The organism is Xanthomonas sp. WHRI 8932A, assembly GCF_035012785.1.
GTDB lineage: Bacteria > Pseudomonadota > Gammaproteobacteria > Xanthomonadales > Xanthomonadaceae > Xanthomonas.
Genome location: NZ_JAYGQQ010000003.1, coordinates 329,704 through 342,926, shown reverse-complemented (window position 1 = coordinate 342,926; position 13,223 = coordinate 329,704). Strand labels below are relative to the sequence as shown.

Annotated in this window: 11 protein-coding genes; all 11 read right to left on the bottom strand. The window is 64.2% G+C overall.

The window, feature by feature from the left end:
• Positions 1-701: 701 nt before the first annotated feature.
• Positions 702-2,468 (bottom strand): BatD family protein, encoded by a 1,767-nt coding sequence (locus VC212_RS06585; RefSeq protein WP_323514638.1) that lies wholly within the window; start codon positions 2,466-2,468, stop codon positions 702-704.
• On the bottom strand, positions 2,465-4,294 hold the full coding sequence (locus tag VC212_RS06580) for a tetratricopeptide repeat protein (RefSeq protein WP_323514639.1): 1,830 nt from the start codon (positions 4,292-4,294) through the stop codon (positions 2,465-2,467). Before VC212_RS06580 ends, VC212_RS06585 begins: the two co-directional genes overlap by 4 nt.
• Positions 4,291-5,298 carry a VWA domain-containing protein gene (locus VC212_RS06575; protein WP_115554488.1) on the bottom strand — a complete coding sequence of 336 codons (1,008 nt, stop codon included), beginning with the start codon at positions 5,296-5,298 and terminating at the stop codon, positions 4,291-4,293. Before VC212_RS06575 ends, VC212_RS06580 begins: the two co-directional genes overlap by 4 nt.
• Positions 5,295-5,756: a DUF4381 domain-containing protein gene (locus VC212_RS06570; protein ID WP_323514818.1), complete on the bottom strand. Its 462-nt coding sequence runs from the start codon at positions 5,754-5,756 to the stop codon at positions 5,295-5,297. The genes VC212_RS06575 and VC212_RS06570 overlap by 4 nt, the downstream gene beginning before the upstream one ends.
• Before the next feature lie 2 nt (positions 5,757-5,758).
• Positions 5,759-6,721, bottom strand: coding sequence for a DUF58 domain-containing protein (locus VC212_RS06565; RefSeq protein WP_323514640.1), 963 nt, complete (start codon positions 6,719-6,721; stop codon positions 5,759-5,761).
• Between the two features lie 22 nt (positions 6,722-6,743).
• Positions 6,744-7,763 carry a MoxR family ATPase gene (locus VC212_RS06560; RefSeq protein ID WP_055848668.1) on the bottom strand — a complete coding sequence of 340 codons (1,020 nt, stop codon included), beginning with the start codon at positions 7,761-7,763 and terminating at the stop codon, positions 6,744-6,746.
• A gap of 372 nt (positions 7,764-8,135) precedes the next feature.
• A complete protein-coding gene (locus tag VC212_RS06555) occupies positions 8,136-10,082 on the bottom strand; it encodes a type IV pilus secretin PilQ family protein (protein WP_323514641.1) in 1,947 nt (648 codons plus the stop codon).
• Between the two features lie 19 nt (positions 10,083-10,101).
• On the bottom strand, positions 10,102-10,635 hold the full coding sequence (locus VC212_RS06550; RefSeq protein WP_115528797.1) for a pilus assembly protein PilP: 534 nt from the start codon (positions 10,633-10,635) through the stop codon (positions 10,102-10,104).
• A complete protein-coding gene (locus tag VC212_RS06545; RefSeq protein ID WP_115528798.1) occupies positions 10,632-11,297 on the bottom strand; it encodes a type 4a pilus biogenesis protein PilO in 666 nt (221 codons plus the stop codon). Before VC212_RS06545 ends, VC212_RS06550 begins: the two co-directional genes overlap by 4 nt.
• Positions 11,294-12,079, bottom strand: coding sequence for a PilN domain-containing protein (locus tag VC212_RS06540; protein ID WP_115528799.1), 786 nt, complete (start codon positions 12,077-12,079; stop codon positions 11,294-11,296). The genes VC212_RS06545 and VC212_RS06540 overlap by 4 nt, the downstream gene beginning before the upstream one ends.
• Positions 12,079-13,137, bottom strand: coding sequence for a pilus assembly protein PilM (locus tag VC212_RS06535; RefSeq protein WP_055848653.1), 1,059 nt, complete (start codon positions 13,135-13,137; stop codon positions 12,079-12,081). The genes VC212_RS06540 and VC212_RS06535 overlap by 1 nt, the downstream gene beginning before the upstream one ends.
• Positions 13,138-13,223: the final 86 nt, after the last annotated feature.

The window sequence follows — 13,223 nt, the reverse complement described above, 5'->3', positions numbered from 1 at the left end:
ACTCTTCTAAAGCCAAGCGGGTCGAGGGCGCGGTGCCCTCACCACTTCCGGGACACGCCGTAAATCCGTCCTTGGAGGCTCGGTGGCGGCATCCATGCCGCCACACGGTCCCGCAAGCGGCGAGGACACCGCACCATGACGTTGATCGGTGTTTGCCTGAAAAAGCTGATCGCAGCGCGTGGCACGCTAGCTTGCCGATGCAAGCAACTGCGTTATCGACTTCAACAAACGTAGGCGCAAAAAGGTAGCGCTAGCGAGCGCCATGGATCGCAGAGCGAACTTACGCATTGCTCGCCCATGCACACCGACCATCGTAACCGGCCCTTGCCCGCTCACCGTCGCGGGACCTTACGCGGCATGGATGCCGCGTAAGAGTTTACAAGGACGTACTTGCAGCGTGTCCCGCGATGGTGGGCGGGCAAGGGCCTCGCAGCCAAATCGCAGCCGCAACGCCTTGTTTTCGGCAACGCAGCTGATCGCAGGAACCAGGAGCTGCAAACAAAACGTAGCAAGCAATTTTCAGGTACATGCGTCGACGATGCGCTTAGAACCGAAGTGTCCGAATGAGACCTGAGTTCAGAGCGCCAGCCCCACCGACTGACGACTGCACACGCGTTGTTAACTGCTCTGAGAGCCAAAGCGATGCACAACTAAGGCGCCGCTTCATGACCTGTCGGCCGCCACCGATACAGCGCAGGCGATCAAGTCGCTGGCGGATACAACGGCGCCAGCACCTCAGGTTCTGCAGCGCTCGCGTGCCGCCAGCGTGGTCCCTTGGCAAAGGCCTCGCGCAATGCCGACCGCGCGCCCGCCACATCGCCATCGCCGCCCCAGCGGGCGCGCTGCATGCGTGCCACCGCAGCGCGTTGGGCAGGATCCGCCAGCGCCGCCAGCACGCTGTCGATATCGGCCACGCCCGCCATGCCGCACAGCACGGTAGCCACATCGTCCATGCCACCGCTATCCAGCGCGCGGCGCAACTCGGCCACGCCATGCGTCACGCGCCGGCCAGGCGCGGGCGCATCGCTGCCGTTGGCACTGGGAGCACTGTGCAAGCCACCGCGCTTACGCAACAACGCCCACACCAGCGTAATGACCCATAGCAACGCAAAACCCAGCGCGGCAGCGATCCAGCCCCATGGCCGTTGCGCGGGCGGTGGTGGCTGCAAACTCAGCGTGCCAGCCGTGGGCGCAGGCGCTGCGGCAGTGCTCGACGGGTTTGCGGCGGGCGCAGGCGCAGGCGCCGCGAAAGCGCCACTCCCCGCGGCCACATCCAAGGTCAGATCCGGCACCGAGGCCGTCTTTGCCGCGCCCGCTCCGACGTCCCACCACGCCACCTGCAGACCGGGCACGACCAACGGGCCGGCGCGGTTGGGCACGATCGAATAGCGACGGGTCAGCCGCAGCTGCGGCGAGCCGTCCACAAAACGTTCTTCGTATTGCGGCGGCTCGGCGAACACCTGCGCATCGGGCACGCTCGGCGTGGGCAACTCGGGGAACTGTGCCTGGGTGGCGCCACGCGCGCTCGCTTCCACCACGAACTGCGTCGCTTCCCCGGCGGTTGCGCGTTGCGGCGTGGCCGTATAACGCAACTGCAGGCTACGCAGCGGCAGCCATGGCTGCGGCGCAGCGGCCGGCTGCGCACGCACCTGCAGCGGAATGCTGGCACTGCGCGCACTCAGTTCGCCATTGCCACGACCGAAATAATCATCGAAGAAACCGCCCGCCGAGCGGCCATTGAAGCGCGCCGACGGCAACAGCAAGCGGCCGCTGCGCTCGGGCACCAGCAGATAGCGCCGCTCCACCACGTTGTACTGCCGTCCGTTGACCAGCTTGACCGAACTGACGTCATCGCCGATGCGTTGCAGCGATGCGCCATCGGGCGCTTCCAGATCGAGCTCGCCAGAGGCCAGCTGATTGGCGAAGTACAACCGCACCACCACGCCCACACTTTGCTGCACGTAGGGCTGCGGGTCGTCCACCTGCGTCTGGACGAAGACCTCTTCATTGCCCTGCGCCTCGCTTGGCCCGCTGGCAGCGGCGCTGCCACCACCACCGCGATTTCCAGTGCTATTGCTCGCCGGATCGTTTGCCGAGGCCACCACCTGCAGTCGCAGTGGCTCGGTGCGTTCGTTGCCGACCCGGATCGCAGGCACGATCAACTCGCCGCTCTTGCGCGGCGTCAACACCACGCCGAATAACGCGCGCACCGTCACCGACCCATTGGTCACCTGCATCTGCTGATTGGCGCTCTTGGCGCCCAGCGCAAAATCGTTGCGCAACGGCGTGTAATCCGGATCGACGCCGCGCTGATCGGTTTCGATATTCAGCATGACCACATCGCCGGCATTGGCGCTGTCGCGGTCCAGCCAAGCGCGGGTGACCGCACCCACCGGTGTGCAAACGAACAACATCATGCTCGCCAGCATGCCGATCGCACCGCGGCGCAAGTGGTGTGTGCCGATCATCGTCCGTCCCGTTGTCTGCGTTCGTATTCCAGCCTGAATTTGGTGCGCAGCAGGCTGCCCGGATCGTCCGGCACCCGCCGTAACCACGCATCCACTGCCTGACGTTGCTCGCGCTGCTCCGCTGTCTCGCTTGCCATCGCGGCCTCCGGCTTGCCTTTCGCATCGGCGCCCTTGTCGCCGGCCTGCGCCATGGCTTGCTGCATCTTGCGACGCTGCGCCTCGTCGGCCTGCTGCTGCGCCTTTGCATCGGCCGATTGCGGTGGCGTGTCTTGCTTGCTTTGCTCGCCCTTGCCGTCCTTGGAGGGTTGCTGCTGCGACTTGCCGTCCTGCGGTGTCTGCGCGTCGGACGGTGGATCCTTGCCGTCCTGCTTGCCTTGCTCACCTGGGGTGTTCTGCCCATCTTTGCCGGCGTTTCTAGCGTTCTGCTGGTCTTGCCCGGACGGATCCTGACCGGGCTTGTTCTTGCCCGACTGGTTCTGATCCTTGGACTGGCCTTTGCCATCCTTGTCGTTCTGCTGCTGGCGCTTGCGCGCTGCATCGACCGCCGCGCGATTGGCGATCGCATCGGCCTGCTTGGGATGCTGCTTGAGCGCACGATCGTAGGCTGCAATCGCCTCGTCGTACTGGCCTTGTCGCGCCAGCGCATTGCCCAGGTTGTAAAGCCCCTCGTCGGTCGGCACGCTTTCGAATGCCTTTTGCGCAGCGGCAAAATCACCCTTGCGGTACGCCTGCACGCCGGCATCCAGGCGCTGCTGCTGCACCTGATCAGCGCGCTGCCACAAGGTGCCGTCGGCCGCCTGTGCAGGCTGCGCCAGCGGCAACACGCACATCAACGCGACCATCGCCACGACTGCGCGGCGTCGAAACGCCAACAGCGAAAACAGCATCACCGGCAGCACCAGCCAGTAGCCTTCGTCGAGCCAGGTCTTGCCACCGTTGGCTTCTGAGGTTTCATCGGCCAGCGGCTGTTGCGCGGGATCGAGCACCCCCAGTGCTTGCAGATCAGCGTCGTCCGGCGCGATGCGCGCATAGCGCCCGCCGCCCTGCCCGGCCAGATCGCGCAGGCTTGCCTCATCCAGTTTTGCCTGCGCGATCTCGCCGCTGCCGGTGCGGTAGGCGGCGCCACGTGGACTGCCTACGCCGAGTGCGGAAACATGGAACCCACCTGCGCGTGCGGTGCGTGCGGCGCTTTCCGCCGAGCCGTCGGCACTATCGCTGACCAGCAGGATATCGCCCTGTTTGAAGCCCGCCTGCTGCAACAGCCGGGCGGCTGCATCGATGGCCCTGTCGGCACGTTTGCCGTCCACCGGCATCACCGATGGCGACAACGCATCCAGAAACAGCGCCACGTTGGCAGCGTCTTCGGTCAATGGCGCAACGGTAAAGCTTTCGCCGGCGTAGACCAGCAGCGCCACGTCGCCGCCAGCGCGCTTGCGCAGCAGCGTGGCCAGTTTGGCGCGGGCCTGCAGCAGGCGCGATGGCGGCAGATCGGTCGCATTGCTACTGGACGACAGATCCAGCACCACCACCAACGGCATACTCGATTGAAACACCGGGCGCTCGATCTGCCGCCAGCTCGGCCCGCTCATCGCCACCACCGCAAGCGCATAGGTCAGCGCGGCCAGCACGAAGCCCCACCAGCCCCGCCGGCCACCGGCAACCAACAAGGCCGGCAACAGATGCGCGTCCACGCTGTGGCGCCACACATTGGCGCTGCGTCGACGCAGGTGCCACAGCAGCGCTGCCGGCACGATCAGCAACAGCGCCCACAGCCAATCCGGGCGCAGCAGATGCAGTGCGGCCAGTCCTTCAGACAGCGCGTTCATCGCCATCTCCGCGGCAGTACGTAAGCAAGCAAGGCAATCAGCATGGCTGCGCCCAGTGGCCAGTAATAGCGTTCCACGCGCGGCTGCACGGATGGGCCGACCGCCTTGACCGGCTCCAGTCGATCCAGCTCGGCATAGATGCCAGCCAACTCTTCGGTATCGCGGGCGCGGAAGAAGCGCCCGCCGGTCTGCTCGGCAATCTTGCGCAAGCCCGCCTCATCGATATCGTCGTTGCCGCCGGCCGGAATCGGCACACCGAACAACGAATAACCGCCGCTGCCGCCGAAAGCGATGGTGTGCACACGCACGCCCTCTGCCTTGGCGAGTTCGGCCGCCTTCAACGGATTGAGCACACCGGCGGTATTGACGCCATCGGTGAGCAACACCACCACGCGCTGGCCCTGTTTCTGTTCGCGCAGCCGTTTGACCGACAACGCGATCGCATCGCCGATGGCGGTCTCGCGCCCGGCCAGCCCCACCACGCTGTCGGCCAGCTGGTCGCGTACGGAGGTCAGGTCGGCAGTGAGCGGTGTGAGCGCATAGGCGCGCTGGCCGAAGACCAGCAGGCCGACGCGATCGCCGTCGCGCCGATCCAGAAAGTCCGACAACACCGCCTTGGCGGCGGTAAGGCGGTCGACCACATTGCCGCCGAGCACCATGTCCGGCTCGCTCATGCTGCCGGACAGATCCACCGCCAGCATCATCTGCCGCGCCTCGCGCGGCGGCTGGATCACCTCACCCAATTGCTGCGGACGCGCCAGCGCGGCGCACAACAGAAACCAGCCCAGCCATGCCAGCCAGCGCGGCATGCGCAAGGCGGGCACGCGCCGTGCCTGGGCGACTGCATGCAATTGATCGGCATACGGCACACGTAGCGCGGCTGTGTCGGCACGGCGCTGCGGCCAGAACCACATCAGCAGCGGCAGCGGCATCAACCACCACGCCCATGGCCACGCGCAATGCGCCAACGCGTCCTGCCATTGCGACCACTGCAGCCAGTTCATCGCTGGCCCCGCATCAACCGCAAGAAACGTTGCCGCGCCAACGCCTGCACGGCATCCAGATCGGTCACTGCCGGTGCGCGTTGAAACCCACCTTCGAGCAAGGCCCGCCCTGGCCCCTGCGAAAACGCCTGGGTCTTGCTCTTGCGCCCGTCCAGAAATTGCAGCCACGCATCACCCTGCAAGCGGTCGGCCTGCGCATCCACCGTGCGCGCCGCGCGGCGCAACAGCGTCGACAAGGTGGCCAGGCGCTGCGCGGGCGTTGTCGCACGCTGCAGCTCGGCATCGAAGGCAGCCAACCAGCCGCGCTGCTGCCGACGACGGCGCCACCACCAGAACCACGCACTGGCCAGCACCAGCACGAGCGCAGCGATCACCAGCCACCACCCCGGCGCCAGCGGCCACCACGATGGCGACGGCGGCAGATGGACATCGCGCAGCGGAAGCGATTGCGGTGCCATCGTCATGCGCCCCGCATCAGCGTACTGCCGCTCAACCACGCATCGCTGGCATCGTCGGTAGACAGGCGATGCAAGCGCACGCCACGCGATCGCAGCGTCGTGGCCAACTGTTCCAGCGGCGCGACGAACTCAGCCTGCCAGCGCGCGCGCGCGGCCTGGCTTCCGAGGTCCACCGCAATGCGCTCGCCTCGCACATCGAAGCTCAGCGCCCGCGCCGGCGGCGACAGTTCCAGGGGATCGACCAGCACGATCACCACCACCTCGTGATGCAACGCCAGACCAGACCAGCGCGCCGCAGAAATCTTGCTGGCACTTCGCGCATCGGCCAGCACCGTCAGGCGCGCACCAGGACGCAGCAGGCGCGCAGCATGGTCCAACGCAACCTCCAGCCCGGCATCGCCAGACGGCGGCTGCGCATACCAGCGCGCCAATGCATCCAGCACCGGCAGCACACCGCGCTGACCCGACCGAGGTGCAATCGGTGCTTCGCTGGCGGTACCGCGCAACGCGGCAATCCGGTCGCCCTGCCGCTGCGCCAGCCATGCTGCCACCGCGCCAGCGCGCGCCGCCTGCACCGACTTGTAGCGCACCCGCGTCCCGAAGAAGAGCGCAGGCGAGGTATCGGCAACGATCAGACTCAAGCGTTCGCGCTCGGCTTGAAACAATTTGGTATGCGCACGCCCGGTCCGTGCGGTGACGCGCCAATCGATATGCCGCGCATCGTCACCGGCGACATATTCGCGCGACTCGGCGTACTCCATCCCACGCCCGCGGGTGGCGGCCGGCACTGGCCCCACCAGCCCGTGTCGGCCACGCCCCGGCTGCCCGCGATGCAACGCAGTGCCGCGCAATGCGATCAACTCGGCAAGGCTCGGGCGCAAGCCATCGCCGGCAACGGACGAGGCAGGATTGGCGGGGGAGGAAGACGGCATCGAAGACATCGGAGTCGGGCGAGAGGGCGGCATCCCTCGGCAACCCGCTGCCCGATCAGGGCAGCGGAATCTTGTCCAGCAACGCAGCGACCAGGCGTTCGCCATCCCAGCCTTCCGCGGTGGCCTCGTAACTGGGCAACACGCGGTGGCGCAGCACGTCCGGCGCAATGGCGCGAATGTCGTCCGGGGTCACGTAGTCGCGCCCGGCCAGCCACGCACGCGCACGCGCACAGCGCTCCAGCGCAATCGAGCCGCGCGGGCTCGCGCCCCAGGCAATTCGCCGCGCCAATGCAGGGTCGTAACGTTGCGGATCACGCGAGGCCAGCACGATTTCGATCAGATAGCGCTCGAGCTGTGGCGCCAGATGCACATCCAGCACCACACGTCGTGCGGCAAAGACGTCTTCCAGCGGAATCTTGTCCGGCACGGTCTCGTGCTTTTCCAGCGTGTCGCGCGCCGCTTCGCGTGCCAGACGCAGGATTTCCGCCTCCGCGTCGGCCTGTGGATAACCGATGCGCACATGCATCAGGAACCGATCCAGCTGCGCCTCGGGCAACGGGAACGTACCTTCCTGCTCGATCGGGTTCTGCGTCGCCATCACCAGGAACAGCTGCGGCAGCGCATAGGTATGGCGACCGACCGTCACCTGTCGCTCCCCCATCGCTTCCAGCAACGCAGACTGCACTTTGGCGGGCGCGCGATTGATCTCGTCGGCCAGCAGGATGGGATGGAAGATCGGCCCTGGCATGAACTCGAAACGGCTGTCCTGCGGACGCCAGATCTCGGTACCGGTCAGATCGGAGGGCAGCAGGTCCGGAGTGAACTGCACCCGCGCGAAGTCGGCTTCCAGTCGCGAGGCCAGCGCACGGATCGCGGTGGTTTTGGCCAGCCCGGGCGCGCCCTCGACCAGCAAATGGCCATCGGCCAGCAAGGCGATCAGCAGCCGCTCGACCAGCGCAGACTGACCGACGATGCGCTGCGCCAATGACTCGCGCAGAGAAGTGAATTGACGATGCAGCCGGTCCTCGGCGGGCGCGGCAGCGGCTTCGGGGGGCAATAGCGGCGGTGCGTTCATAGGACCAGTGTGACCGATTCGAACGCGATTGGTTCACTTGCCGATGGCGAGAGGTTCAGTGAGTGACGAACCTTTGCCCTGTGTCACGAAGACCGAAGCTTTCAGAACGCTGCACTAGTCTCTGCACTAGCCTCTGCATAAGTTCTGCCAACTCTTCGAGGACCAATGACCTATGAGCACAAGACAACTCACTCGCAATACGGATATTTTACTTTGATGACTGGCGATATCCACAGCCCATGTCGCCAAGTTCCGAATCGATTCCGAACTCATTAGATGAGGGCACTTCGCATCTTCATCTTCACTAACGACATCCATTTATTCGCGTACGAAAAAGGCCGCTTGCGCGGCCTTTTTCCAGATCAGTCCAACTTACGGATTCGCGCTTGCAACACGCAATACCTTCGGCGTCACAAATACCAGGAGCTCCGCTTTCTCCTTACTACGACCGCGTTTCTTGAACAAATTTCCAAGAAAGGGAATATCACCCAGGAATGGAACTTTGGAGACGCTTTCCCGATCGGTAAACTCGTAAACGCCGCCGATAACCACCGTCTCACCATCGCCAACCAACACGGCCGTGTTGACTTCTCGACGATTGATTTCAGGCACAGTTCCGTAGCCTTCCAAAATAATGAACCGCGCCACCTCGTCCTTCTTGACATTCATATTCAAGAAAACGCGATTGTCGTTGGTGATGGTTGGCGTAACTTTCAACTCAAGCAGCACTTCTTTGAACTGCACATTGGCCTGCGCAGCAGAACCTGCCGCGCCGCCACCGCTGATCGTCACATAGCCAATTTCACGCCCTTGTTTGATGACACCTTCTCGCTGATTCGCAGTCACAATCCGCGGATTGGAGACAACTTCACCGCGCCCCTCTTCCTGCATTGCGGAAAGTTCGAGGTCAAGATTGAAATTAGAGCCCAGCAGGGTGTACGCCAGACCAGCCGCCCGGCTATTAGTAAAACCGCTGGCGCCAAGGTCCACATTCAGCCCGGACGGGAACAGATGCGAGGCCAGGGTCGTACTAGTGCCAGTGTTGAGAAGTTCATTGGCGCGCTGGGCAGAAGTGTTCTGGAAATTAACATTACTTCCTAGCGAACCACTCAAAATCCCTCGACCAGTAGCTCCCGTGATACCAAAACGCGCACCCAAGTCACGCGCAAACGTGTCGGTTGCAATGACGATACGGCTCTCGATCAACACCTGGTCTACTGGACGATCAATATGCGAGATCAACTCGCGCATCTGCGCGACCTTCTTCGGAATATCGCTAATCATCAGCGTATTGGTGCGCTCATCGGCCACCAAACGGCCGCGTGGCGAGAGGAAACCGTTGTCCTGCTGACCTGCACCGCCTTGTCCGCCCTGACCGCCACCACCACCACCACCACCAATGCCCTTCGCCTCGGTCAGCGCTTTAAAGATCACAGCAGCATTGTGGTAATTGATCTGCACGTAGTCGGTGATCAAATCCTCGCGGTTTTCGATCGCGATGCGGGCGTCTTCCTTGTCCTGCTCGAACTTGGCCAGCTCCGGCTGCGGGGCGCCCCACACCACACCACCGTCGCGGCGCTTGTCCAGGCCCTTGGCCCGCAGCACGATGTCCAGCGCCTGATCCCACGGCACGTTCATCAAGCGCAGCGTGACATTGCCCTGCACGGTGTCGGAGGCGACGATGTTGAGATTGGATTCCTCGGCGATCAGCTGCAGCACGGTGCGCACCGGCACGTCCTGGAAGTTGAACGTCACCGGGCGACCGCTGTAGCCGCGCGCTGCAATCTGCGCGGCGGCCTGGGTCACCGCTGCCGAGCTCACGCCGCCGACGGCCGGCTGGCCCTTGCGCGGGGTGATCTCGACCACGTACTCGTTACCGGTCTGATAGGCCAGCGAGTCGAATGCACCCTTGGTCGACAGCACCAATTGCGAACCCGAGCCAGACGGCTTGACCTCCACCCGCTGCACCGGCGTTGCAAAGTCGGTGACGTTGAGGGGGCGCTGCAGTTCCGGCGGAAGCTTGGCGTTGCTGATATCCACCAGCACGCTGTCGCCCTGGGTGCGCAGGTCCGGGCTGGCGCCCTGACCGTCGAACTTCAGGATCAGACGGCCAGCGCCATCTTCGCCGCGTTTGAAATCGATCTTGGACACCGTCAGGCTCGCCGGAGCGGTCTTGGCCGGATCCTGCGCAGGCTGGGTCAGCGCGGCGGCTGCGAACGAGCTGCCACTGGCCAGCGCCAGCGCTAATCCCAACGCGCAAGCCTGGAGCATCGCGTGGCGTCGAACCGGACGCAGCCGCTGTGCATTGGAAAACGTCATCGTGCTATCCCCTATCACTTTATTGATCATCCAATGCGAGCGCGGCCGGCCGTTCAAGCCATCCACCCGCACCGTCCGGCACAAGTTCAATCAGCTCGATGCGGTCTTCGTAGACCCCGGTTACCCGGCCATCGCTCTGTCCCAGATACACACCCGGCCGCACCCGGTACGTCACCTTGTCCGGTGCCATCACCAGCGCGATCAGACCCGAGCCGCCTCCAATGGTCCCCACCATGTCGAGGGCGTCGAGCGGGAAGGCTTCCAACGGTTCCTTGCGCCGGTTCGGATCGGGCCGCGTGCCATTGCTGCCTTCCGCAGTCACCCACGCATCGCTGAACGGGTCGCGCATCACTTGTGCTGCGTATTCGAATGTCTCGAACTGCTGCATCACCGGCAGCGGCTCCAGCGGTGGCGCAGGACGCGCACGCACTTCGGCCACCCAGGCATCTAGATTCGGCGCATCGCCGGGCGTGCTGGTCACGCCACGCGTACACGCCGGCACTACTGCAATTAGCGCCACGCAGGACAATATCTTGAGCAATTTCATGGTCATTGGCCGCCCTTCTTCGCAGCGTCGGCCGCAGCCTTCTCCTGCACGGCCATTTCCTCATCGTCCAGATAACGATAGGTCTTGACCGTGCCGGACAGCTCCAGTGCACCGCGCGGCGTGATGCCGGCCTTGGCATCCCTGGGCTTGAGGTTGATGTCGTGCATGGTCAGGATCACCACGCGCGGCAGCGAGGCCACGCCGCTGACGAAGGCACCGAACTGGTGGTAGCTGCCCACCATGCGCAGAGCGATCGGCTTCTCGGCGTAGAACTCCTTCGGCGATTCCGGACCAGGCTGGAACAACTCGTTCGACAGGCCGCTGGATAGCGCGGTCTGCGAGATGTCAATGATCAGATCCGGCATTTCGGTCTTGCTGGGCAGCTGACGCAGCATCTGCTGCAGCACCTGTTCCATCTGCGCGAGCTGCTGCTTGAGCGGTTCCAGATTCACCGCACGCCCCTGTTGGGTCTCGAACTCCGTACGCAGCGCGGATTCGGTGCCTTCCAGTCCTTCCAGTTCGTCGCGTTTGCTGCTGATCAACAGGAACCAGGCCAACACCATGATGAACAGGCCGACCAGCACACAGAACACGATGCGCGCCTGCTGCGGCCAACCGCCGATGTTGTTGAAGTCCAGATCGCTGAGCTTGAATGATTTCTTACTCATGACGCCGCCCCCTCCTGCGGCCGATTGGCAGGCGCCGGCGCTGCCTGCGGTGCAGCTGCAGGTGCGCTCGGCGGCGTTGCTGGCGCAGGCGCCGCTGCCGGAGCAGCAGGCGTCGTACCGGCCGGCGTTGCACCTGGTGCGGCAGTACCCGGCGCAGCCGGATCCACCACCGCGGGCGCGGCGCCGTTCTTGTCAGTCTCGTTCGGATTGGCTAGCTTGACCTTCAGCGTGAACACGTACGGCAACGCCTTGGTGTCCATCGACGAAGCCGCAGGCTGGCCGGCCGCCTTGTCCTGGCTCTTGGCCTCGATGATCGACAGGTCCGGATTGGTCATCCAGCCCGAGCCTTCCAGATTGCGCATGTACGCACTGACGCGCGCATTGGACTGCGAGCGACCTTCCAGGGTCAGGATGTCGCCGTCCTGCTTGATGTTGGTCAGCGCCACGCCATCGGGAATGGTGCGGACCAGCGAATCGAACAGATGCACCATCTGCGAGCGATTGGCCTGCAGTTCCTCGATGACTTTCTTGCGGGCGAGCAGACGGTCCTTTTTCTTGTCGAGCTCCTTGATCTCTTCGTTCTGCGCCTTGACCTTGTCGATCTCGGCGGTCAGGAACGCATTGCGCTCGGTCTGCCCACTGATCTGCCCGTCGTAGTAGAACCAGATGAGTAGCGACAGCAGCACGCCACCGAGCGCGGCAAAGCCGAGCATCGAATAGAACTCACGCTCGCGCGCCTTCCGGCGCTCGGCGCGCCAGGGCAATAGATTGATTCTTGCCATCAGTCAAAGCTCCTCAGGGCCAGGCCGGTGGCGATCATCAATGCAGGCGCATCCAGCGCCAGCGCGTGGGCCTGAACCTTCGGACCCAGCGTCATCTGCGCGAGCGGGTTGGCGACCACGGTGGTCACGCCCAACTGCTCTTCCACCATCTCCGGCAGGCGCGACAGCGCGGCGCAACCGCCAGCCAGCACGATGCAGTCGACGCGATTGAACTCGCTGCCCGCATAGAAGAACTGCAGCAAACGGCTGATCTGCTGCACCGTCGCTTCCTTGAACGGCTCCAGCACTTCGACCTCGTAGCTCTCCGGCAACCCGCCCTGACGCTTGGCCAGGCCGGCCTCTTCGTAGGTCAGGCCATAGCGGCGCATCACTTCGTCGGTGAGCTGCTTGCCGCCGAACACCTGTTCGCGGCTGTAAAGGCTACGGCCAGAGCGCAGCACGCTCAGCGTGGTCATGGTGGCGCCGATGTCGACCAGGGCCACCACCGCATCGGCGGCCACCGGCAGTTCGCTGGCGACCAGGGCAAAGGCGTTTTCGACCGCGAAGGCCTCCACGTCCATCACCTTGGCGGTCAGACCACCGAGTTCCAGCGCCGATTGGCGCAGCTCCACATTCTCCGAGCGCGAGGCGGCCAGCAGCACCTGGACCATGTCCGGGCTGTTGGGCATCGGGCCGAGCACCTCGAAGTCGAGATTCACTTCCTCGATCGGGTACGGAATGTAATTGGTGGCTTCCAGTTCGACCTGGGCCTCCAGATCGCTGTCGTCCAGGTCGGCCGGCATCGGGATCAACTTGGTGATCACCGCCGACCCGGCCACGGCCGCAGCGGCATTCTTGGCCTTGCTGCCGGAGCGGTTGATGGCGCGGCGGATGGCTTCGCCCACCGCCTCCACTTCGACGATGTTCTTTTCCACCACCGCATTCGGCGGCAATGGTTCCACCGCGTAATGTTCCACGCGATAACGGTTCCCGCTGCGCGATAGCTGCAAGAGCTTCACGGCAGTAGAACTAATGTCGACACCAATGAGTGGCGACTGACTCTTGGGTAAAAGCCCCACGGTAACTCCCCTGCCGACGGGCACTTGGACGCATGTCTGCGCCCTCGTATTAATAATCAAATTTTAACAGTTGACAAGCCCTTCAC